Consider the following 24,623-nt stretch of genomic DNA (forward strand, 5'->3'; position numbering starts at 1 on the left):
AAATTTTTGCGTAGATTTTTTTTCATTAATTATTCCTCGTGCAATGCAACTGCCGGAAAGATGGCTGCCGCCTGCCTGCCGGGATATAGCGCACAAATTATAACCAGCAGATAGATAAAGGTAATGGCCAATGCCAGGGCGATGAGGTAAGTATTTGTTGCAAGGTTAAATACATTCATCAGCGGAAACTGGATGGCGAAAAAGGTACCAATGATGAGCGCCAGTGTAGCCAATACCATCGCTTCGCCGATCAGTTGTTTTGATATGGCGGCACCGCTGGCACCCACCGCCCTGCGCAAACCAATTTCACTTTTTCGTTTATTGATATTGTACCACAGCACACCAAACAATCCCAGCGCAACATTCACTACAAGAAAACCCGCCACGATTAAAATAATGATCACTCCCGTAAGCAAGCGCTGGTTTTTGCCGGTACGCAGTTTATCAAGATGTGAAATTTCAATACTTTTATTTTGTATGGCGCCGCTAAGCGCTTTATATAAGCGCCCTTCGAAATCAGCATCAGCAGTGGGTTTTACCTTTATCAGCATCACGCCACCCCATAACTGGTTACTGGTATCCACCCTGCTAAAAACAGCATTTTTGCGCCCCGTAAAGTCTCCTTCGTCTTTCATGTCGCTTACTACGCCTACTACCCTGTCGTGATCGTTCACGGTTTTTCCTATAGGATTGTCATTGCCAAAAAGTTCTTGTTTTAAGCTCTCATTTATCACTACAGGTTTTTCCCTCGCTCCCATGTCGTCTTTAGAAAACCACCTACCTGCTTTAAGCTGTATACCCAATACATCCCGGTAAGCATCATCGGCACTGTACAGATTTGTTCGTGCCTGTATCTTTCCATGATTAATCCCACCCCCGATGGTGGCATCCGAAAAAGGCGTATTCACATTAGAGAAGGCGACCTCCGCTACCTGCGGCATTGCCTTTACGAGTTGTTTTAATGACGCCCGAAACTCAGTAACACTGTCAGTGTCGCTCATTCCGGCAGGATTATCATAACGGGTTGTCCAAACATTTTCATATTCAAATCCCATAGGCCGGTTGTAGTTCTGATAAAAATATACCACCAGGGTAAACACTGCGAACATTACAATGAAGGAGATAAGCATCTCAATGATGAGCAAAAAGTTTTGCTTTTTTTTGTTCCAGATGAGTTTAAATAAATGCTGTAACATGTAAATTATTTTATACAATGAATCAAATTGCTATTGCGCTTTTAAGGCGCTAACCACCTGCATACGCGACATGCGCCAAGCAGGAAAAACTCCTGATAAAAACCCAAAAACCAGGCAGGCGAAAAGGCTGAAAAGTAATACCCGGAAATTAATGCTCAGTTCCATATCGGGTATAATATTACTGCGATTGAATACCTGGATGATAATAAACGAAAGCATGATACCAATAAGGCAACCAATAAATGTAATGATCAGGTTTTCTACAATAAACTGGTACACCAGTGTTTTGGAAGAAGCCCCAAACGCTTTGCGCACGCCAATTTCAGAGTACCGGTCCATGATACGGCTAATATTGATATTAACCAGGTTGAGTGTTGGTAGTGACAAAAAAAGCAGGAAGAAAATGCTTATGATCAAAATAAATTTCCCTATACCGGAATCAGCGCCATTGCCAAAGGGTAGTCCCCGGGTAAAAGCTTCCAGGTAACTATCCGCATACGTAAATCTCAAATCAAGATCCTTGCTTAGCATTGGTATTTTGGCAACCATCTGGTTATATTCAGTTTTCATTTTATCAATATCATCTTTTGAATGCAACAGCAGCACACCGGTATAATCTCCAATCAGGTCTGTGTTGTGAATGTCCTCTTTTGAAAGCGTGTAAGGAGCAAACATATCGGCATAAAAATATTCCCGCGAAAGAGGCACATTTTTTACAACGCCGGTAATCCGGTATTGTATGTTGTCTGTCTCAATGTATTTACCAACTGCCGCAACCCCATTGCCAAAATAATTGTTGCGGGTGCTTTCAGAAATAACGGCTACTTTTTCAGCGTTGTCAATTTCTTGTTTGGTGTATGGCTTACCTTCCAAAAATTGATACTGCAGCACGTCCCAAAACTGATCATTGGTGTACGACAGTTGGGTGACCATTTTTTTGTTATTGATATAAGTACTGGTAGCATAGTTGTGTGATATAAGCGCCAGCTTCTCGGGTGTTTTCAATTTGGATACATAGTGCTCAAAAAAATAAAAACTTGGGCCGGCACTGATATCTGACCCGCTTTTTGAACCCTTGTATTTCATGCGGGTCACGAACAGTTCCCTGTCCCTTGCGGTATCAGGATAACCGGCACTCAATACATGATCCGTTAAAGCAGCAACAACGATTACAATGGTGAGTGTAAAGCTGATGCCAAACAGGCTGATGAAAGTAAAAAATTTTCTGCGCTTTAAAACCGCGATGGCTATTTTAAAATAATTTTTAAGCATGACGAAACATTATGAATTGTGAGTTATGAGTTATGAGTGCAGGTACTGCCTGCGCATTAACTACTTTTTTATTGCACTTGTGAGCCATCAAACAGCCGTACTAAACGGTGCGTTTTTTTCGCCATTTGTTCATCGTGTGTTACCATTACAATGGTGGTGCCTTCTGTGCGGTTTAAGTTAATCAGTATTTCCATAATCTCATTGCCCATGGCACTATCCAGGTTGCCGGTGGGTTCATCCGCCAGGATAATTTCCGGCTCACCTACAATGGCCCTTGCTATGGCTACCCGCTGTTTTTGCCCTCCGGACAACTGGGTGGGAAAATGTTTCACCCTGTTACTTAAACCTACTTTAGCCAATGCCGCAGTGGCCAGCTCTTTTCGTTGTTTGGCAGTACTGCTCCGGTAAAGCAATGGTAGTTCAACATTATCCAGCACTTTTAAATCGTTGATGAGGTGATAGCTTTGAAAAATAAAGCCAATCTTTTTATTGCGGAACTGCGCCAGTTGTTTATCGGAAAAACCTGTTGTTTGCTGGGTGTCTATTTTTATTTCTCCTTTCGAAGGCGCATCCAGTAATCCCATAATATTCAGCAGTGTACTTTTACCACAGCCTGAAGGCCCCATGATGGAAAGAAATTCGCCTTTGGCTACATTTAAACTAATGCTGTTGAGTGCCAGCGTTTCCACGGTATCAGTACGATAGACTTTTTCAATTTTTTCTAAATGTATCATGTTGTTATTTTAATGGTTTGATTATTATTGGCGATCCCTTTACTGATAACTGATCTTACTGTTTTTTTCAAAATCGTATAAGGATAAATACCGCAACTGGTAATAAGCCCCCCAGTAATCCCGCAGCGCAGCAATATAATCCCGTTTGGCCTGGTCCTTTTCCTGGAAGGCAATGCTCAGATCCGTGATGCTTAAATTACCGAGTACATACCGCTCTTTGGCAATGAGGTATTTTTCACTGGCGATACTGTCGGCATTGGCTGTTAATACAAGTTGCTCCTTCATCATATCAAACAAGGTAACCTGTGTTACAATCTCCTGCGTAAAAATTTGCTTGTCCTGCTCCACCGCATAGTTGGTAAACTGCAGGTTAGCTTCGGCTGTTTTTATTCTTGATTTTGATCTTCCCCAGTCAAGTATCGGTATGGCGAATATCAACTGTACCTGCTGCTGGTCTTTGGGTGATTGGTACACTTTGGAAATGTTGACGGCGCTTTTTGAAAAACCCAATTGAGCGGTAAGAGATGCATTCAACCCATTGTCCCCTTTTGCTTTTGAGATGTCGCGTTTTGCTTCGGCAATGCGTCGTGCGAAAGCAATGGCATCGCTCCTATTGGCGAACGCCTCTTGCAAAACCTTATCAACCGGTACCGTCATGCTGATGATGGCGGCAGGTAAAGAGAGAGCGATTTTAGTAGTGTCCTGCAATCCGCTGTAAGAGCGAAGGTTTAGCGTGGCGATCTCCACATCCCGCCTGGCAATGCCTGCGGCTTTCTGTGCTTTTAGTTGCTCTAACTGCAATTGTAAAATTTCATTTTTTGATATTTTTCCGAGGTTGAATTTTTCATTCGCTATCTCCAAAATATTTTTCGTGTTGCTTACATTGGTGGTTGCAATCTGCAGGTTTACCTGCGCCAGCAGCAGATCGAAAAAGTACCCGCTGGCTTTGTAGGCGATGGCTTCCATTGATTCAATAAACTGCTGTTTGCTTTCTGAATATTTTAACGGCTGAATCTTTTTTTCCCATTTTAAATTATTGAACTGAAATAAAGGCTGGCTGTACCCTATGCCAAAAGGTACACCGTTGTACAGGGTGTTGTTTCTTTCAAAATCATCAAAGCGCTGTAATTGTGTTGTGCCATACACATTGCCACCGGTAGCCGAAATGGCCTGGCTGAAAGAAAGATTGAGCGATGAATTGTTGTTCTTTATCGGCTGAAATAAAATGGTGCCATCGGGCTGTTGTACTTCAACAAATGATTTGTTGTAGGCTGGTAACCTTCCATCCAATGATAGCTGTGGCTGGTAATTGGATTTAAAAGTACGGTACTCCCAATACTTAGTTTCTTTAATGGTAGAGGCCTGTTTGGAAGCAATGGATTTTGCTTTTGCCATCGCCACCACTTCCTCCAGGCTAAGGGTGAGCGTATCATTTTTTACCTGGCAAAAGCCGGTGAAAAAAAAGAAGCAAAATGTAGTGGTATAGATAAACCGGAGTTTCATGCGGTTAGTTGTTGATGGTAATTTCTTTTGTGTTTTTGTATTGCTCCATGTCAGAAGTTATAATCACATCTCCTGCTTTTACATTGTCTTTTAATTCAACAAAATCAAAATTAGACAAGCCAGTATGCACGGTTCGTTTTTCTGCCTTTCCATTGTTCACCACAAAAATATCCTGGGTAGCAATTCCTTTAAAAGCCGGGCCGTTGGCCACTCTTAATACATTTGTTTTTGCAGCAGTAACAAGAAACACATCTGCTTTTAAATTTGGCCGCAGCAGCTTATTGTTTCTTTCTTCTAACTGAATATTGAATGATGCCACACCATTTTGTACGGCTGGCTGTATATTGACGACAGTTCCACGTAATTGCGTTTCGTTAATGCGGATGATTGCGTACATGCCGTTGTGCAATTGGTCAAGGTAGTTGTCTGATATCGTTCCCTGCACTTTAAAGCTGCTCAGGTTGGCGATGCGTGCCAGGGTTTCTCCTTCCCTTACGGTGGCACCAATATTTTTATTTAACCAGGTTACCACACCATCGCGACTTGCCACAATATTCGCCAGCTTTAATTTTCGTTCCAGTTCACTTAAATCGTTTTGCTGAATGGCGGCAGCTATCGTGGCTTCCCGCATTTCCACTTCCATGGTTTGCTGCTTGTTTTTTATTTCATTTTCCAGTTGCAGCTTTTCAAGCGTGGCGACTTTTAAAGCCAGCTCCGCTTTTTCAATATCTTCCCTGGTGCCGCCCCCGGCCTTGAATAAACGTTTTGTATTTTCAACGTCCGCCTGCAAACTGTTAATGCGCAGTTGCTTTATACTGTTGCTGGATTTAATGTCGTAAAAACTTTTGTCCAGTTGAAGCCTGAGTTTTTTAATATCATTTTGTTTTGATTCCAGTCCGAATTTCAGTCGTTCAAATTCAGTTTGTGAAGCTGCTTTGTCCAGGGTAAGCACCGACTGTCCGACCTTTACGGGGAGGCCCGCATCCAGCAATACATTTTGTACAGATGCATTGATAGGACTTGCGATGATCTCTTCAAACTCCGGTAGAATTTCACCGGTTGCGGTAATGGTATTTTCAATGTTACCTGTTTCAACAACAGCGGTTGTAATGGAAGATTTTTTTACAGAAGATGAGACAGAATACCGCAACAGAAACCAGGCGCAGCCCAATAAAATGACACTGAAGAGTATGACAATGATTATTTTTTTTCTTTTGTCCAATTGTACTTCCGCTTCAATAGCCGTATCCATAACTGATATTTAGGCCAATGCTATTTCAAGCTATATGCCAAAGTAAAAATCAGTGCCAGTAAGGGTTTTATCGATTTCCATTTTTAATATTTGTCCGGTACCGGACAAATTGTTTGATTTCGTTCAACATACGAATCGATAATTGAAAAAAGTATACCCGTGCATGATTAAAAAAAGAAACACCGGTGGTCCTTAATAAATCTACCACCCGAATGTTGCTAAAAAATAGGTAGTGTCACCTTAAATATTACTTAAATGTCTCCCGAATAATATTTTTGGCCATAAGTAGTTAACAATTTTGTCAACTTCTAAATGGCCGAAATTCGGGGGAGCTTACAAACTAATATATCAAAGAGGTTGTAAAATTGGCCGGTATTGATGAAAAAATAAAGATTACACATAAGCTAGGTAATAAAATAATTGAAGAAACAAAACCCAAATACGCGTGGATTATGTCTCACACCTGTCGTGGTCGTTTTGCACAAATGAGTTTCTTGACGGAACACCAACAAACTTAATCATGGGCATCAACGGACATAAAACAGAAAAGGCATTCAGGAGATACATTAAAGCAGACCAAGTACAAAAAGCTCACATGATTAAGAAACTTTGGGACAACAGATCAGGTTTGTAATCGATTTTCATCTGTAAATGGAACTTTTGGCTGACAATAAAACTTGTTGCGCATCATTTTTTAGCCGCTATAGAAATTCGTCAAAATAAGAACCTGTAAAATTTATTTTATTAAATAAACAGCTTTTAACTTAATAAAGATGTAAAGAAAATTTCTCTTAAGAGGATAACACCGGACACATCTGCTAAACGATTAACGGCAGATCTGCGTCAAACGCAACTAATTTATAATTAACAGAAATCATCAATTTTGATAAGCCTAATTGAATTCTTACTCAATGCTCGCCAATAATCAAATTTCCTCCTGCCATATCACTTGTTGCTGATTTCCATTTTTGTAAGAGCACAATTTTTCCGTTGGGCAAAATTTCCGGATGACACTCGCCTGATCCAGCAAACAAAACCAAGTCAGTAGTTACGTGATGATAACACATTTTCATGCTGCCGTCATCGTCAACAATCGCCAGCATTTGCCCTCTTACAATATTTCCGCCTGAATAATTTGAAGTAAGAATGTTGCCTGTTTGTCTGAACACAAAAAGAGCCTCTGTCCAATAATCGCTACCTGTATTATTTACAATTGGTGAGAATATTTTTCCGTTATAATTAATCATGATAATAAATAGTCAATAGAGGTTTATAAAGTCTATAAGAAAGTAAAGTTGGGGTGTCATTTATCTGAGGATGAGGTAAAATACATTATAAAAAAGCCGCCCTAAGGCAGCCCAAAAAACAAGTTTTTTTAAAGATGGAACTCACAGGAAAAAATTGAACTTAAAACGTCCATGGTGGCATTCCAAAATTTGATCAAAGCTTATCTCCACTTTGTGGATGGCATTTGTATGTTATTTTAAATGGTAAAATATCTTAAACGTGAGCAGTTGGTTTCTGGCAGCCGTTACCTGCTTGCCTTCGAAAGCAGGCCGCAGTGCATACTGGTAAGTCAGGTCCAGTGCCACTTTATTCATTGAATATCTTAAGCCACCAACCAAACGATAATCCATTTTTAATGGACTTACTTTATAGTTATTTTCAGGCGCAGCAGCCGCGGCGCCCATAAAAGTATTTTGCGGCACATTTGCCTGCCTCATCTGAAAATCATATTTATCAATGGATTCTTTACTTTTTGTACCTAATAAAATGGATGCCTGCACGCCACCTTCTGCTGACAATCTTTTACCAAGTTTAACACCGGCCATCACGGGTATATCGGCATAATATAAACGGGTGTAACTGGTGACCTTGTTGTAAAACTGAATGTTGTTGGCAGTATCATTCACGTAGATTGTTTTGCTAACGCCATGACCACTGGTTGCCACAACAGCACCTGCAGTTAAACCCATGCTTACATAAAAATTAGGAGAGGCTTTATACAGCATTTCTGCGGCAGGAAAAGGTTGCAGGTTTTGCCGCTGCCCCGGAATTACATTTACGTCAACACCCGCAGAAAACAGCAGTTTATTTTTATGCTGCATTTCATTGACCGCTTTTCCTGAAAGCTGCATGTTACCTGAACCGATTGGCAATGGGCGAATGAGGTGACGCGATTTTGAAAACGGATTTTCAAGGCTCAGGTAATCCTCCTTTTCTAAATCCGCGTGATCAATTCCTACTAAGTCCGGGACCTCTCCTTCCGGAAGCATTTGCGGATTGATCGTGTTTTCATTTACCTTCATTTCAGCTGAATTATTATTGGCAGCATCGTGAATAAATGGTTTCTTAACACTAAATTTTCGAACCGGGCTCATCACCTGCTGCTCCGCTTTAGAAGTACCTGGCTCTTTGTTTTCAATTGTCTTTACCAGGTAATTATTTTGCGGTACCAGTTGTAAATAATTGTCATGAGTAAGAAGAGAACTTAATAATAACAAAGCCGTCAGGGAAGCTGCAACACCTGCACGCACCATTGAAAAATTGCTCTTTCTTCTCACCGGCAAATTTTTATCCAGCAAAACTTTCAGCTCTTCCCAACCGTATTGCGGAGAGTCGAATAATTCATCACTATTATGTAAACGTTTGCTCATATCCTGTGCTCTTTAGAAAGTTTAAATTGCATGGACTGCTTTAATTTTTTTCTGGCTTCTGAAACATGCCAGCGGCTGGTTGATTCAGAAATACCCAGCTTCTCTGCAATCTCTTTATAATCATACCCATCAAAAGCAAAAAGATTAATCACAATTCTTGTAACAGAGGGTAAGGCTTTCAGGTGCTGTGCTACTTCCTCCATGCTATGATTAAAATTAAGCTGGAAGTCATCATTACCTTGTTCCTGGATATTATCAATGTGAATTACCTGCGTACCTTTTTTCCGGTTGCGGGTGTGATCAATGGCTGTATTAATAATGATGGTTTTAAGCCAGGGTTTAAAATCACCCAGCTCAGCACTGTACTTTAAAATATTGGTAAATGCTTTTAGAAATCCATCATTTAATATGGTGAGCGCATCATGGGGATCTTCGGCATAACGCTTACATGTCACAAACATATCTTTATAAAAATGTTTGTAAATAGCTTCCTGCGAGCAGCGGTCATTCAACCTGCATCCCGCAATATGTATGTATAATTCGTCCTGACTCACCAATTTTTTTGACCGGTTGCAATGGTATGAAAACACTGCAACTTTCCTGCGTTGAAAAGTTGCAGTGTATGTTAATTAATGTTTAAAAGAAATCGTCTTAACTATTTTGGTAGCAGGATTTGTACTATCTGTGTAGCGCACTACAAGAGCGGTATCATTTAAAGTAACTACTTTCCATGAAGCATACTTAACCGGTGCATTGGATGAAAGCTGGATAGAATCAGCTGCAATTTTGTAAGCCCAGCTTCCTTTTGAGTAACGGAAGGCAGTAGAATCGCACTTCACTGTACCGTCCTGAAAATCATAACCATTATTGGAAAACTGAATGATATCATCGCTCATACAATCTTTGTAAATAGAACTGTCTGCTGCAGGCTGCCCTGCTTTGGGAGTTGTAATGGCCTTAATTTTCCAGGGAACCATTAGCTTGCTTACTTTGTCGGGAACTGCCGGTGAATCATCTTTTTTACACGCAGCGAAGATTACGGTAGCTGTCAAAATAAGTGTAACAGATTTCAATATGCTATTTTTTACCATGTTATTTTTTGTTGTTATAAAAATGAAATAATGTCCCGGGATGTTTGTACACTAACTGGTACGGTTTATTATTCCGGTTTGTTGGGAGAGCATTAAAATATTTTTTTTTAATTTAGGAAAGAAGAAAAACTGACGATCACTGGTTACTACAAAGAAATCCTAAAGCCATCACAGCATAAAAAACAGCTGGATGTTACCCGGTTGTATAGTGGTACTGTGGGTGATAGTTATTTTAAAGAAATGCAATTACCATTAAGCGATGGCCGAATGATCGGTTATTTATCTGCAGTACTGCCGGTAAAAGAAATTATTTTCAGGGAAGTGGAAGCTTTTTACGATTATGATTTTCACAATGCACCCGGCGGCAATACACTGTGCTGCTGGATGACGGCATACAAATAGAAACCTCCACTGGTGATACCAAAAGCTTTGTACCCGGCGAAGTGATCCCTGGTAGAAGATAGTACCGGTAAGGACATCGCACTAAAAACCTGGAGGCTAAAACAAGGCGGTCGGTGTTTGTTATTTTTTAAAAGGATTTATTTTGGAACGTACCATGGAAGCAGTGGGCAATATCGATGTGTATTCTTGTACCGTATGCCATTATTGAGCTTCTATTGCCGCTAATATTTAAGGAAGGCACTGGGATCGTAGTACATTTAAGATTCTACAAGTAATCTTGGTAAACGTTCAAATGCCAAATGAGGTGGTGGTTGTGGGAAAGCTGCCCTCTGTGAATCTGTAAATACTTTTGAATCAACAGCAGTGCAATACTCTTTTTGATATGCATTAGAATTGAAAGCCTTCTCCCCTACTTTTCCTTCTTCATGCAAAACTCTCCACCAAAAATCTTCAAACTCGTTTTCTCCAAATGTTGAAATCGACCTGAAAATTTTCTTTATAACAACTGAAATAAAACCATAATGATAGCTTATTTCTTTTTGCTCTTTGCTTTCGAACTTAGGTATAGAAACAATCCAACGCCCGTGTTCTATGTTATTTTTTGCCTGTTGGTAATCTGGTGCTTCTTCAATTAATATGGCCATACTTTTATTAGGCTCCAGAAAATTCGAGTTCAAACGAGCCAATTCACAAAGGAAAATTTGTAAACTGCTCGCAAATTCTTCTCCGATAGCTGTTAAGAGATATGTATTTGCAAACTCTATGCGCCAGTCAATATGAAGTGCATTGAAAGCAATGACTTTTAAGGGACCAACATCGCTTAGTGGATCGCTTTGAAGATGTCTTTTTACAAATCTTAGAAGTTGTGTCTCGTCTGTGATGGATTTTTCAAACTGTTCTATCTGCGGAGCAATAAACTCACGCCAAAGGTCTTCCCATTTTCCAGACCGAAAATCTACAAAATAGCTGATTTGAGGAAATAGTTTTTTTGAGGCGTAAATCAGGAATGACATATCAACAAGCGCTTTTTTAAACATCTCATCGCCATTCCCTATCCAACCATTGGGATTAAAGTTATTTCTTGCATTAATGAATAATTCAAAATCTTCAATTGCCTGCATCCAAGCGCCCTGTTTGTAATCATTAATGAAGATCAGACCAGTTGCCTGAGCTAATCTATTAAAAATTGATTCGTCTTTTGAATGCCAGGTTACCCATATAGCACATAGAGCGTAGTACTTAGCGGCTATATTCATACCTAAAGCTGTATAAACCTGGCCAATATTGATCAAGGCTAAAATGTAACCTTCTTTGGTTCGTTCTAAAAGCCATAGCGACTTAGCCTTATGAAAGGAGGTAAGTGCCTGTAAAAAATTATGAAGGCCTCCTGCGCTCAGATAGTCATATCCTCTTTTGGCCAAGTTTTTTGCTGCGATATGACGCTGCCCTGATTTTACAGCCGCCTCCTGTATTTCCTCCATGAAATTTTCAAGTAATAAAATTCCTGCAGAGTCAGCTTTAAACTGAATCAAAAGAGAAATCATGCTTTCAAAAGTGTCAAACATAGAGGAAACAGAATACAACTCAGCCTGCGGAAGAAGGGGTAATATCTGTCTATATATATCAATGGATTTTGCACTGTTCTCTCTTGATTTTACAACATTGGTATGAAACTCAAAATCTCCTTTTAATTCAAGTAGTATACATCGATCATCTACCTTGATATCTGATTTCAATTGCTGTTCAATAAAGGAATGCATACTATACCTCCATTTATTAATCTCTTCCGTTTGTATTTCAATTTTACCAATTAAGGATTGAACTAAGACTATTTGAAGCAATGAGATATCTTCATGTATATCAGCCAAGTTATTCCGATGCTCCCATTCATTAAAATAATACTTGACCCAATCCTCACAACCTCTTAAAGGTAAAATGTCATCACCTTCCACAGGAGTGGGGTTTAATGCTAAAAAAATGAATTCGTAAATTGCTTTTCTTCTATAGTGAGGTTTTATTTGTTCGTTGTCTATATACTTTTTAAGCAGCGACATCCATAGATTATTGTGCCCAAGCTTATGAAAATTCATCCTGTAATACCTTTCTGCATCAATAATTTCATAAAACTGGCCGAGATGAAATTCAGGAATGTTTTGTACATCCTTCCACTTTGCATATAATTCAGCATACCATTTTTCCTTTTCATCGCCAGATTCCAAAAGAATCATGTCAATCAATTCGTTTGTAAGTTTACGCATTTCAGGATCGGCCTGATAAGATTTAGTAACAACTGCCCGATACAATAAAGAAAAGGCTATTTTGACATCGTTAGTTATTGGCAAGGGGATTCTTTCAATTAAAGAATTGATTTTATTTATTTGGTTTTCTACTGCTTCATCCGAAGATAATCCTTCAAAGTTCCATTGAATTGACTGAATGAATTTATCGAGGATCTCATCGGTCATTTTATTAAAGACAATTTCAGCCTGCTGCACTTGCAGTTTTAAATTAACATTTTGAATTTTAGCTTCGTATTCCTTTTGAATATAACTCTGTAGAATTTTTAGAACTCTTGCCCGCACTCTCTGCAATGTTTCACCTGATAAATTTTGCTGATTGGCAGCCCAAGCCTGCAGCAGATCAGCATCATTATCTTTAACAACCCTGCCCACCACCGAAGCGTTTGTTTCAAAGGAAAAAATCATTTCTTCAAGCATGTAATCACCTTTTACAAACAGCATAAAAAAGTTGGCTATGGTCTCCTGTATAGCATCTGATGAAAATGAGAAATCTGTCGAGTAAAGTTTTATCTGTCGGAATTTCGATTCTCCTTTTGCCAAATCCCTATGAAATATATCCTCTTCGAAGTCGCAGTAAATTATTTCTTCTATATTATTTAATCTATTATTTATCCAAGACTCAAGCGTTTTCAAATGCTGAAACTCATATCCTTTTAAAGTAGCTGCCGCATCTCTCTTTTCAGCGAAAATCTGAAGTTGTTTTAGTGACATACTGAAATTATAAAATAGAATAGTCTAAAGTGTTTACAAGTTTAATTTAATAAAGGTCTTCCCTTAACAAGTATCCATTTACCGACCCTTTTGATACCAAAAAATCTAATAGGGTAAGCACATTTTCTTTCATGAAGCGGCTAGTTTTCAGCTTTGTCCTGTTTAGATAGACGTATTTCCTGGCTATTATTTCCAGATAATAAATAGTGTTAGGATGCAGATCCTCCATTTGCAGGTTTGCGTTTTTAGTTAATATATCTCCAATCCAAATTATACCCTTATCAAGAAAAGATGAACCTATTTCGTTTAACAACTTTGATATGGAATATAATACCGAAGGATGATTCCCCATTTCTGTACATATTCGTTGAAAAAAGACAGTTTCCCTTTCACGAAGGCTTCGCCATTCTTTTGCTGTATCCTTCCAATATGGCCAAGCCAGCATATAATTACGTATTATTTCATCCAAATGTCTATGATGATCGTTCTCTGCGGCAGCTTTAATAATTGGATAAAAACATTCCCATATAGCCCAAAAGCTATCGTATTTACCTAAACTATCTTCTTCAGAAACTACATCTGATAAGAAATCAGCCATTTCCCTTGAAACGGTAAAAGCATCTTCAAAAGGTTTTAGCCATTCCTGTATTGAAGGTGGCTCCCGGTGTAATAAGAAATTAGCAAACTTCCTGTAAAAGCGGTGTTTTAATCGGTAATCAATTTCTGAATCATTATCAGAATAACGGGTTTCCTTTAATATTTCACTACTGAAATTTTCTAGGAATTTTCTAATGTAATCTAAATGGATAGGGTTATTTGTATCAGAAGGTATTATTTGAAAAGCCGTTTCAGCTACTCTAATCCCTTGTGATGCAAAATCAATCGTACTGTAATTAGCAGCAGTTGGTTCAATCTCCCCCAATTCCTTATCATACTTTGTAGCAAACTCATCAAGTATTTCAGCCCTTGTTTTTCTCTCCCTCATTCGTCTTTGTGGTGGATTATCCAAGTCAAACTTTGGCTTAAACATCATATAGCCAACCAAGATAGTATTGGCATCATCAGGAGATAATTCAAATAAATTGTTTCTTATTGCCTCAACTGCATAGTCACAAATTCTTTTATACTCTCCAAGCGGATAAGTATCAAATAATATAAAAAGCAAAGTGATGTTAAAGTCTAGTGTATTTTCAGGAAACAATTTGTAAAGGAATGGTAATGTACTAATAGCTGCTTCCACACCATCGCCAATTTGATAATCATAATTCTCTCTAAAAGGAGAAGTAGCATAAGCTGTTACAATATCTCTACAAAATATTAGGTCATCAGATGAAATTTTGTCACTATATAGTCTAAGTAAGGCAGAGCAAGTATAAGCAGGAATATAACTGTTGAATAAATGAAATTCTTCGCTATCCCCTTTCTGCAACCCGTCAAGTATTTCCTTTGTTTCCTTCAATACTAATTCTGGGTCTCCATCATACTGGGGGTATGGGCCATACTGGTTATGGTTCTCAACTTTATTTGTTGCCCATAATTTCAAAGCTGTGTATTTAAACTTCTCCTGATAGGTTTTCATTCCTTCTTCACTATATTCTTTCAAATCAGATTCCAATGAAGGGTTAAATTCAATCAATAACTTGTCTTTTTCCTGATGTACCACGGGATTCATTTTCCGCCTATCAATCCTTGCTAATAATAGTCTTATATTTTTATTTCTATCTGATTCTTCAGGAGGTATTGTACTGTATAGATAATCAATAATCGTCCAAATTTCTTCTTTACGTTTATCCGCTTCTTCATCGCTTATATGCTCTTTTTTAAACCACTGATAATTGAGGGCAAGACTTTCAAGGGAAAGTTTACGGTGAGGGTCATCGCAAGTAGCTAATCTTTCATTTTTGTATTCTTTTTTTCTATCCAAACCAGCACCAATCAAATAAAGGTTTTTCGCCGAATTTTCTGAACCTGCTCGTAAATTGTCGTACTTATAAAATTCGTAGTTTTTAAATAGGATGACAGCTACTTCAAATAGTTCATCGGGGTATGCCAATACAACACTGGCAACAACAGCAGTTATAGAAGCTGACCGTGTATTTTTGAGTAAATGAATCAACCATTCCTTTAAATTCTTTTTATCAGAAGCCTTAGCAATTTCAAGCAGTCGCTTTTCTAAAGCCATGTGCATAGATTGCAAGAGATAGGGAGTAACGGGTGAGCCAGAACCTCTGTATATATTCCAGAGGCCGCTGCTGATTATTTGCTTTGTCTTATCTGAATCAATTATAACCTCTATTTCATGGACAGAGGAATCAAAACCAGAAGCAAGATATGCTTCAACAGCACGATTTGTAAAATCAAGAAAAAAATCTATTGTTTTTGAAAAGTCAGCAAATAACAAAAAATAAATAGGCGTTTGCAACGCACTTGAAGGGAAATAATCATGGTGTGAATGGCTTCTGAGTGAATAGTAGTCTTCCACTCCAATACCCGAAGAATAATAGGGATGGTTATCAGTTTCAGCTTTATGCCAGGAACTATCTGCCAGTTTTATTACATACTCTGGCAGGCTCATAATATAAGCAGTATTATCATATCCAGAAGCCAGTACAGCTTCCCTTAAACTATCAAAAGGCTCTTGCCTGTTGAAAGGTCTGGATAATAAATCTTCTGTTATGGCTACTAATTCAGTTTTTAATTCAACGGCAGCAGCCAATACAATTTGTAAAAGTTTACTTTCCGTTTCAGAACTGTAATAAGCATTCTTATTTAACTCTGCATCTTTGTAAAAGTGCAGGGCAAACAATCCAGCTATTTTTGCAGTATTCCCTTTAGGTTGATGACCAACCCATTCCTTTAGGAAGGGCAAAATAAAATTCAGTTCTTCTTTTTGAATCAAAGTAATCTTAGAATGGATGTATTCCACAGCAACTTCCCATCCCTTACCTTTTGGTTTAGTGAAAACATAGGCTGGACTGATAGCTAAGTCTTTTGTATTCTGCAAAATTTTGTTTAAACGTGTATCTAACTCTTTACAAGCTGTTCTTAAAAGGAAGATAACTTTCTTTAAAAAGAATTTATCATTTGCCAATAGTACATTGTCAAAAAGTTTGAAGAAAGCAAAGGAATAGTCAGAAAGCAATATACTAATTAGCAATTCATCTTTCCAGAATACAGGTACAGCATCTTCGCTAAAAGATTGCTCAATAAATTGCTTGATGCCTGAATCGGGTTGTAATATTTTATCTGAAAGCCAGTCACGGAAAGCCCTTCGTATCGGCAATGAATTTCCTATATTTTCAAAAAATAAAGAGTGCGAAACTAAAGTGGTGTATTCTTTTTCAATCAATTTTTCAAGTGCCCATTCTTCATAAATATCATGGGTAATAAAGTAGCCATCCTGTGACGGCTCATATTTTATAATCTCATCTTTTTCGAGTAATGATAAAATTTCATTTTTGCATAAGTCCCCACTTAAAAAAAAGTTCCCGGTGTCGCATCTTTGTTTGGCAAAATTCAAGAAGCACCTACCTCTCTCAAGGTGAATATTATCTTTTTTGAACTTTGAATTTTGAATTCTCTTTTGCCAAAGTATATCCCGGAACTTCACAACATCTGTTTGGCCATTGATTATATCATAGTTTGTAAGATACTCATTCAAATAAAACAGGTTACTAATTAAAGACTGTAATCGTGGGTTATCGGGTATCTTAAAATGGAAGGTAGCTGACAGACTTTCTAACTCTACAGTAGCTAGGTTTTCCAGCTTAATAATATCGAAAGGAAGTCTGTACACTTCCAGCATTTGGAAACACAAGTCGTCAAGATAGCTGTTCCTGGTTGTGAATATTATTTGCCAGCTATTCTTAATTAAAGCGGAAAGCAACTCAATAAACACATCCTGATTTTCTAAATCAGACAGCTTTTCAGCAGAATCAATAACAAATGTTTTCTTTGGTTCATCTTCATGGAAATGTAGAAAATCATTCATGTCATAACCACCGAATTGATTAAATATGACAGTCGAACTCGGTTTTGTAAATTCGGCAGCTTTCAATACATAACAGGGATCGGATTGATTGTTGAACAACTCTTTAATTAATGCAGTTTTCCCACTTCCTCCTTCACCTGCAAGAATTATTATCTGTGTCTTATTATTGGTAAGTTTTGAAAGGTCGCTTTTCCTGTCAATTTTAATTTTCTGTTCTTTAAATCCTATATCCGTCTGGATGGCAAAAAGGATATTTTCTGAATGGGCTTTAAGCTTGTCTAAGAAATCTACAACTCCATTCTCCCATCCAAAGAAATATTGAGCTAAGTAGTCATTTTCTGGAACGGAAAGTTGTTTCTCGAAGTGACTTGGCAATCTCCATTCAATATCAATGCTAATTTTTTGAGCAGCTTGCTCAATTTCTGTTTGGTAAGCTGTTTTTTTTTCTCGTTTTTTGCTACTTTCAGAAAGCTCCTGGTTTGTGTAAATCAGGATTTTATTTAGTGAAGGGTTTTTTGATTTTGCTTTTTGCAGAGAATCTATAATATCATCTTTATTATCTGAAAGTTTCGTGTCGTAATATTTAGCTTGAAAGCCCACTTTTAAGCCATCCAAATCAATAGATTCTGTTTCTATACCTGTTTGATTCTTAAACTTGAAAATGCCTACCCGTATATTGAATTCATAACAGAAAAGCATGTAAGCAAGCCGCTCAAAAACAATTCTTTCCTTTTCATTGAATTTTGATTTGAAATTATTCCAATTTATATCAATCATATATTTTTGCCTTTAAAAGTATTTCCTCAAATCTCGTCATTATCTGAAGCTTCATCAAAATCAGTTTGTTCCATCAATACTTTTATCGAACAATTTTCATTCTCTACAACATATTTTCTCAAAAACTGCAACACTTGAAATAATAGAGATTTTATTCCGGAGAAGTTTTCACAACATATCCTAACCTCAGCCAAAGCACGCGTCTTGAGCCGTCTACCCATCGATAAAAGCTCATTTAAGATATTCAAGTACAACTGTGGACACAACGATGCAGATCCCGCTTACCAATGCTTGCTCCAAAAGAGATACAAATATTTTTTCCACTTTTGCGCTATGAAAGTTCTCAATAAATTGCTCCGCATTCATAACAAAACAACTGGCTACCAGGCTTCTTTCTCAATGTTTATGTTCATCATTACCATATTCCAAATCAAACGGTACCGGTACAGCATCGCCGGAAGCAGGCATTCCCGGTGTAAGGTAATAGAACAGGAAATTGAAATCTTCCTTCTTATAAAAAGATTCAATCCTAACGGGATAAAAGCCTTTCGATAATGGCATCAGGTAGGTGAACACAGCTCCATTAGCATTGTCATCCCATTGCATGATGAGCTTTTTATCAATCCATGCTTTTGAACCTTTACCGGCCCTCATAATAAAAGTATAATATCCGTCTTCCTTTATTTCGAGGTAGCCATCTATCAGCAGGGCAAAATTGTTTTTCGGGTGAAGACTGTCTGCTTTAAAGTTTTTATCCAGTATGCCTGTTTTAATCAAAGTAGCAGTTTTAAGGTCAGGCTGCTCATCACCGATACCTTCATAATACCGGTAGGTAAGGCCGCCCGGTTTTGCATGGTGCAACCTGGCTATTGGTGGCGGCAGGCTTTCGGCAATAAATTGACCGGTGGTACTTTTGCCATAACGGGCACGGTTGCTGATTTGTTTGTAGGTGACTGTTGCCGGCCCCGTCACCGTTAATTCGTGGCTTGCCTTTGGCGACTGTGCTGTTGGTACTGCACCATCCAGTGTGTAGTGAACATAAGTGGTATCATCCGTATAATATATTTTATACGGCTGGTCTTTTGCTATGATCCCGTTCATGGGAGCAAATTCAATGGCTGAAGTCTGCCCTTCGTAAGTAAATTTTAACCCGTCGTAAGTGGCTCTCATACGCAACGAGCTGTGCGATTCTCCTTTGTAAGTAACCAGCTTCCATTTTAAATTCGGCGGAGCGTATTTCCTCAGCATCGTTTCCATCGTGTCAATTTTCATCTCCTGAAATGGCGGACCTTCCCTGCCGCTCATGAAAAAGGTAATGGTGGAATCCGGTAATGCCTTCAACCTGGCTGCAGCCATTTTTGGCACATAGCAATCGTCCCACCACATGCTGGGGTCCACGGCAATAACTGATTTAAACAGTAATGGCTCCTTCAGCATGGCCCAGGTAACAAACATACCACCCAAAGAGTGACCCCACAAGGTATTATCGCCGTTGGAAGGATAGGATTTATTGATATAAGGGATGAGTTCGTTTTTAATAAAAGCCAGGAATTTATCTGCTCCGCCAGTGGGTGCATTCCACGATTTTAGGACCGTAGGTGTAAGCTCAATATTACGGTCAATACCCGTCACGCTCACAATGATTGTTGGGGGCATCTGTCCCTCGTTCTGTATAAAGCGCTGTAGCGGTGCCACTACATTCATGTTCCAGTTACCGCCATCAAAAACATAGAGCACATCATATTTGTCGGCACTGCCCGGTTTGTAACCGGCAGGGACAAAAACCTGCACAAAACGTTTTTGATTTAACGTTGCGGAGTTGATGGAGTCCAGCTTTCCATTATACGATACGGTAAGTAATGTGTCCTGGGCGGTGACAACTGCGGCTAGCCCGGTTACTATTAATGCAGTTAAAAAAAACCTGGACAAACTTGCTTGTAGCATGGCAATTGGTTTTAAACTTTTAAGGCAATGATACGAAGCCAGTTCGGTTTTGTTACAACTACCTCCAGATTAAATTATTTGGTTAGGGTCCTGCTTAGTTTTCAGCGGTGATGGAACTTTTTTAACCAACACCCTGGTTATCTTCAATGCAAGCCACTGCTGGCTGATCATTGCTTACCAATGGCAAAATTGGCACCTGTATTTCTTCTACTTTTGCGCTATGAAAGATGTCATTAAATTGCTGCACATTCATAAACAAAATCACCAGCTACCCGAAAGCAGACTATAAGAATTGTCTTTTACTTTTTTTTAATAAAATAATATTCCTTCTTTTCTTCCGGAACCTGGATCACCAGCATGGACTAGTTATTTTCTTTTTTAAATGTGAACAGCAGCCGTTCATTTTCTGCCATAAAGTATTCAGTTTTATTGAGCGGAATTAACCGTGTAGGAAGATCGCCTGCCCGCTGAAATTTCCAGTATAGTTTATTCTTATCAGTAAAGATCAGCGCACCAGGCAATGATGTGTCCTTGCTGGTGTAACTTCCTTTGTACCCATTAAAAATAACAGGGCTAACCACTGCTGCCTCGCGGCGTTCGCAATAACCAAAGGCTACAGCATTCTGCATTACCTCCGCCAGTGCAGCACCATGATTGGCACCCGGTGTAAAATCTTTCCGTATGCGGAGGCCTGGGCACTTACGGGAAAGCAAAAAATTTGCAAAGGAATCAATGTTTTTTGCGGTTTCGGTTTCGTAACTGCCCTTTTCATTTGGTCAAGTTATTCCGTGATTTTCGTAGCTTGTTATATGGACCTAAAGCGATTACAATCTGCATGGCACTTTGCAAATAGTATAGGGAAGAGTCAATGTTATGCATCAGTTGATAAGTAGCGCCTATCGGCTCCTCAAAATAATTCCAGTTTGCTGCATAGTAGTTTATTCCGTGCAACGTTCCATATTGCTGACCTTGCCTGTAATAACTCAGGGCATCCTCGTAATCGCCGGCAGACCTGTACAGGTAGCCCATATTTGCAAGTGAAGCCGCCACACAAACATGGTCGCTCATTGTTTCACGAAGCAATAAACTTTTTGTGCAATATTCAAAGCTGCTGTCATAGTTACCGGTAGCCGCGTACAGAAAGCTTAACCATGCCCAGGCTTTGCCTATGCCTTCATTATTATTGTGTCTGGTAAGGTAGCTTAATGATTTCCTGATGCAGGAAGCAGCCTCGGTAAACCTGTTTTCAGAATACAGCGTCTGACCAAGCCATAAGTTGCACCATCCCTCTCCGTTTTCATCGTGAACGCTGTCAAAAACCGGCAGGGCTGTTCTTAAATAATTTTCGGCCGTTACAAAATTTTTCCGGTAGATGGCTGATACACCCAGGTGCATACCTGCCTTAGCCAAACCGGATGTATAATTATTATTTGCGGCTTCTTTGTAAGCTATGTCAGCCCACATAGAAATCGAGTCAGGATATACCCTTGGTGGCCACCAGTATTCTTCACTCAAATCATTCAGGCAGTCGATGTATTGTGTACCCTGTTTTAAGGGCAAAAGCTTTTTTAAGCTATCAATCTTTTGCCGGGCCGGATGCTGGGCAGCCAGGTATAAAATGCAGCATATCTGCAGTATGAAAATGCCTGTTTTTTTTAACACTAACATAGTATTAGTGATCAAAAATTGTTCAGATAAATAAACTCTGGGTTATTGCTGATGGTAAAGTTGTATCTCAATTCCCTGCTGTTCAAATGTAGTATTTTATTAGCTACATAGAACCGACAAATGAATACCTGCACATAATTCATGATGGGCTGCGGGGTTCAATGAGTAGTTCACAAGCGCATAAATTAAGCTCTTAACAACACATTTAAATTTCATCAGTTTTCTGTCTCGCGGTTTGTGAATTGCTAACCAGTTTCAGCAGATTGCCTTTCAGGGCTGTTAAGTAATCATCGGGACTTTTTATACACTGGCTGTACCGATAATTTCATGGAAGTAAATTGAAGTTAACAATATGAAAGTTTCACTCACAAACATCTGCAGTTAGTCACCGCAGGATTACTTTACAGGCACGGTTTCAAGCCTGGTTTAAATTAAACCTGGAGCAAATAAAAGAAACTATTAAAAATTGCTAAGGGTAGATTGGCACAAAGGTTTTATGCTTTCATAATGCCCGTCGCTGGCCGGCTAAGCTGGAACCGAACCTAAACAATAATCGATCGTGGAAAATTGCATTCACTATTCTGTTAAACACTGGCAACAATACCCCAAAAAAGGATAGCCCTCTTTTTCATAAAAACTTTTTGAATAAATTTTCGGTACACAGTAATCAATAAAAATCAATAGATCATGAAACGTTTATTTAATTTATCAACAGGCTACGTTAAGCAATTACTTGTTTTTGCGGTTATTATTTTCAGCCTCCTGGCAAGTTGTAATAAGTCAGACCATTTGCCGGCTGCTGGACCAAATGATGCCGGAAAATATTCATCCGAAGTGATCGACAAATGGCTTACGATGCAGATTCGGTTAATGAAAAATGCTACCGGCATTCCCAATGTACTTTTTTGCAGGTATTACGCTTATACTGGGTTAACAGCCTACGAAGCAATTGCTCCGGGCACATGGCTCGGTGAAGGAATAAATAGTAAATTAAACGGCCTTACGGATCTGCCTGCAGCAAACCGTTTTAAATTGTATTACTGGCCTGCCAGCGTGAATGCAGCATTGGCAGCTGTGAACAGAAGTATTTTTGTTAATGCAAGCACTGCAGATAAAGCAGCCATTGATTCTCTTGAAAATGCATTGAACACGGGTTACAGTTCCCAGGCACATGGCGATGTGCTCGTACGGTCAAATGAGTTTGGCAAAAGCATTGCTGCTGCTGTATTTAACTGGTCTGCCACCGACGGCATTGCCAATGTAGGAGCATCGTATACTCCGCCTGTTGGTCCCGGCTTATGGGTGCCCACACCTCCTGGCTTCGGCGCTGCAAGCACGCCATATTTTGGAAACCTGCGTACTATTGTAACAGGCAGTACCAGTAACTCACAACCCGGTGCCCCGATAGCTTATTCCGAAGATCCTAATTCGACCTTTTATAAAATGGTGCTAAATGTATATACGGTGTCACAAAATTTAACTCCGGCACAAACGGCACAGGGTTTATTTTGGAGGGATGTACCGGGAGTTACAACTGCGGGTCACTGGGAAAGTATTTTACAGCAGGTGCTGAAACAAACCAATACACGGCTGGATAAGGCAGCCGTGGCCTATGCCATTACTGGTATTTGCAGCAGTGATCCCAGCATTAGTTGCTGGCAATCAAAATATCACTACAACCTTATCAGACCGGTAACTTACATCAGAAATGTAATGGGGTTTTCCTCTTGGAATTCTTTGCTCACTACACCAGCGCATCCCGAATACTCCTCAGCACACGCGGTTATTTCGGCCGCTGTCGCAGAAGCGCTCATGGCATTGTTTGGTGATATGGGAAGCTTTACCGATCATACCTATGATTACCTGGGTTTTACGCCAAAAACGTTTTCATCGTTTCGGGCAATTGGAGAAGACGCGGGTAATTCAAGGGTTTTTGCAGGCATCCACTACCAACCCTCTGTTGACACAGGTTTGGTGCAGGGCCGCAAGGTCGCCGCAACCATTTTGAGCAGTCTCGGCTTTCAAGCTAAGGTCGAAAAATAAAGCGGGCAAGGGATTGCTATAAATGCTTTTATGGCAATCCTTTTTTTGGACAACATCGGCCACTAGGCTTTGTCAGCATGGACCGGGATGTTGCGCCATGTTAGTCTGCACTATGTTTCAGACAAGAACTACGACCTTTGCTTCAAGAGTGTACGAATGCCTTTTTGTGGTGCTGCCAAATATTTATTTGTAATTGGAAATTACCAGATACAAAACGACAATAACAATGTAGTAGTTTTATCGGGGTGGACTTTCTAAACTTACAAAGCAAGTCTTCACAATACATTTTGTATAAAATCTTATGTAAGTCATTTGCTTGAGGTGTGCAGATAAATATTAAAAAGGGAATGACAAAGAGGCTGCATCAACGCCTAAAATTTTGCTATCCGATTCTTTGATATTCATAATACTGCATTGAAATAACGTCTGGCTGATATGATAGAGAAAGGAAAATGATTTGTTTAAAAATATCCGTTGCCTGTTATTAGTTTATCATTTCACCTTCCATTGCAGAGGCTGTATCCGGATGGCTAAATGTGGTCTAAAAATAATACTAAAGTAACAGGATAAAGATGCTATCAACCCCGGTAGATAAAACGCAATCATTACTTTAAAATTATAAGTTCGATCACCAAAAAGGGTGGTATTGTAAAACACAACTGGTTCTGCTGTTGCAAATCTTGCAATACTTCTTCACACGATTTTGTTAAAAGACAATGCATTGATAAATATTAAGCCAGTGTTAATTCCGATTCATCAAATACCTTTAAAATAACTTTGTGTTCCTTTATCCAGGCACATTTATATTTGCCATTAAAATTGGAGGGCCGTAAAATTGGATTACCCAAATTGCCACTTTCATTTATTACCGTAATAATCATCATTTCCTGTTCCTCATTAATACCCTTCACAAAAAGTCCAATATCAAATTTCGGTTGCATAAGAAAATTATTTTAAGCAAGTTACAAATCTGCATGTCACCACATAATTATCAAATTGTTTCCTCTCTTTTGTTTAGTTCTGTTTGTAAGAATTAATGAAAAAACACTTCTATCGTTTATATTGATATAGGATATACTAAT

General features: G+C 39.0%; 17 protein-coding genes. 2 read left to right on the forward strand and 15 right to left on the reverse strand.

Annotated elements, in window-relative coordinates:
- Positions 1-29 precede the first annotated feature (29 nt).
- The 9 genes from JWR61_RS21605 to JWR61_RS21645 form a co-directional block, all read right to left on the reverse strand.
- Positions 30-1,196: an ABC transporter permease gene (locus JWR61_RS21605; protein WP_301929779.1), complete on the reverse strand. Its 1,167-nt coding sequence runs from the start codon at positions 1,194-1,196 to the stop codon at positions 30-32.
- A gap of 30 nt (positions 1,197-1,226) precedes the next feature.
- Complete coding sequence (locus tag JWR61_RS21610) at positions 1,227-2,468, reverse strand: ABC transporter permease (protein WP_301929780.1); 1,242 nt, start codon at positions 2,466-2,468, stop codon at positions 1,227-1,229.
- 68 nt (positions 2,469-2,536) lie between these two features.
- Complete coding sequence (locus JWR61_RS21615; protein WP_301929781.1) at positions 2,537-3,202, reverse strand: ABC transporter ATP-binding protein; 666 nt, start codon at positions 3,200-3,202, stop codon at positions 2,537-2,539.
- A gap of 39 nt (positions 3,203-3,241) precedes the next feature.
- Positions 3,242-4,705 (reverse strand): TolC family protein, encoded by a 1,464-nt coding sequence (locus JWR61_RS21620; protein WP_301929782.1) that lies wholly within the window; start codon positions 4,703-4,705, stop codon positions 3,242-3,244.
- Between the two features lie 4 nt (positions 4,706-4,709).
- A complete protein-coding gene (locus JWR61_RS21625; protein WP_301929783.1) occupies positions 4,710-5,957 on the reverse strand; it encodes an efflux RND transporter periplasmic adaptor subunit in 1,248 nt (415 codons plus the stop codon).
- Positions 5,958-6,865: 908 nt separating this feature from the next.
- Positions 6,866-7,204 carry a hypothetical protein gene (locus JWR61_RS21630; RefSeq protein WP_301929784.1) on the reverse strand — a complete coding sequence of 113 codons (339 nt, stop codon included), beginning with the start codon at positions 7,202-7,204 and terminating at the stop codon, positions 6,866-6,868.
- 231 nt (positions 7,205-7,435) lie between these two features.
- Complete coding sequence (locus JWR61_RS21635; RefSeq protein ID WP_301929785.1) at positions 7,436-8,614, reverse strand: outer membrane beta-barrel protein; 1,179 nt, start codon at positions 8,612-8,614, stop codon at positions 7,436-7,438.
- The gene (locus JWR61_RS21640) at positions 8,611-9,168 is read right to left on the reverse strand and encodes an RNA polymerase sigma factor (RefSeq protein ID WP_301929786.1); all 558 of its coding nucleotides are present in this window, start codon (positions 9,166-9,168) and stop codon (positions 8,611-8,613) included. The genes JWR61_RS21635 and JWR61_RS21640 overlap by 4 nt, the downstream gene beginning before the upstream one ends.
- A 75-nt stretch (positions 9,169-9,243) precedes the next feature.
- Complete coding sequence (locus JWR61_RS21645) at positions 9,244-9,687, reverse strand: lipocalin family protein (RefSeq protein WP_301929787.1); 444 nt, start codon at positions 9,685-9,687, stop codon at positions 9,244-9,246.
- A gap of 258 nt (positions 9,688-9,945) precedes the next feature.
- Between JWR61_RS21645 and JWR61_RS21650 the strand changes: the two genes are divergently transcribed.
- On the forward strand, positions 9,946-10,107 hold the full coding sequence (locus JWR61_RS21650; protein ID WP_301929788.1) for a hypothetical protein: 162 nt from the start codon (positions 9,946-9,948) through the stop codon (positions 10,105-10,107).
- Positions 10,108-10,364: 257 nt separating this feature from the next.
- Here the strand turns inward: JWR61_RS21650 and JWR61_RS21655 are convergent, their stop codons facing one another.
- The 5 genes from JWR61_RS21655 to JWR61_RS21675 form a co-directional block, all read right to left on the reverse strand.
- Entirely contained in the window at positions 10,365-13,118 is a 2,754-nt protein-coding gene (locus JWR61_RS21655; protein WP_301929789.1) for a hypothetical protein, read from the reverse strand.
- Positions 13,119-13,164: 46 nt separating this feature from the next.
- The gene (gene avs4 / locus JWR61_RS21660) at positions 13,165-17,886 is read right to left on the reverse strand and encodes an AVAST type 4 anti-phage nuclease Avs4 (protein ID WP_301929790.1); all 4,722 of its coding nucleotides are present in this window, start codon (positions 17,884-17,886) and stop codon (positions 13,165-13,167) included.
- Between the two features lie 396 nt (positions 17,887-18,282).
- Positions 18,283-19,830, reverse strand: coding sequence for an alpha/beta hydrolase-fold protein (locus JWR61_RS21665; protein ID WP_301929791.1), 1,548 nt, complete (start codon positions 19,828-19,830; stop codon positions 18,283-18,285).
- 362 nt (positions 19,831-20,192) lie between these two features.
- Positions 20,193-20,543, reverse strand: coding sequence for a hypothetical protein (locus JWR61_RS21670; RefSeq protein ID WP_301929792.1), 351 nt, complete (start codon positions 20,541-20,543; stop codon positions 20,193-20,195).
- Positions 20,544-20,598: 55 nt separating this feature from the next.
- Positions 20,599-21,492, reverse strand: a complete 894-nt coding sequence (locus JWR61_RS21675; RefSeq protein ID WP_301929793.1) for a tetratricopeptide repeat protein — start codon at positions 21,490-21,492, stop codon at positions 20,599-20,601.
- Between the two features lie 693 nt (positions 21,493-22,185).
- On the opposite strand from JWR61_RS21675, the gene JWR61_RS21680 reads away from it, so the two are divergent.
- On the forward strand, positions 22,186-23,541 hold the full coding sequence (locus tag JWR61_RS21680) for a vanadium-dependent haloperoxidase (RefSeq protein WP_301929794.1): 1,356 nt from the start codon (positions 22,186-22,188) through the stop codon (positions 23,539-23,541).
- Positions 23,542-24,272: 731 nt separating this feature from the next.
- Here JWR61_RS21680 and JWR61_RS21685 read toward each other — a convergent pair.
- Complete coding sequence (locus tag JWR61_RS21685) at positions 24,273-24,482, reverse strand: hypothetical protein (protein ID WP_301929795.1); 210 nt, start codon at positions 24,480-24,482, stop codon at positions 24,273-24,275.
- Positions 24,483-24,623: the final 141 nt, after the last annotated feature.

It is taken from the genome of Ferruginibacter sp. (genome assembly GCF_028288465.1).
Classification (GTDB): Bacteria; Bacteroidota; Bacteroidia; order Chitinophagales; family Chitinophagaceae; genus Ferruginibacter.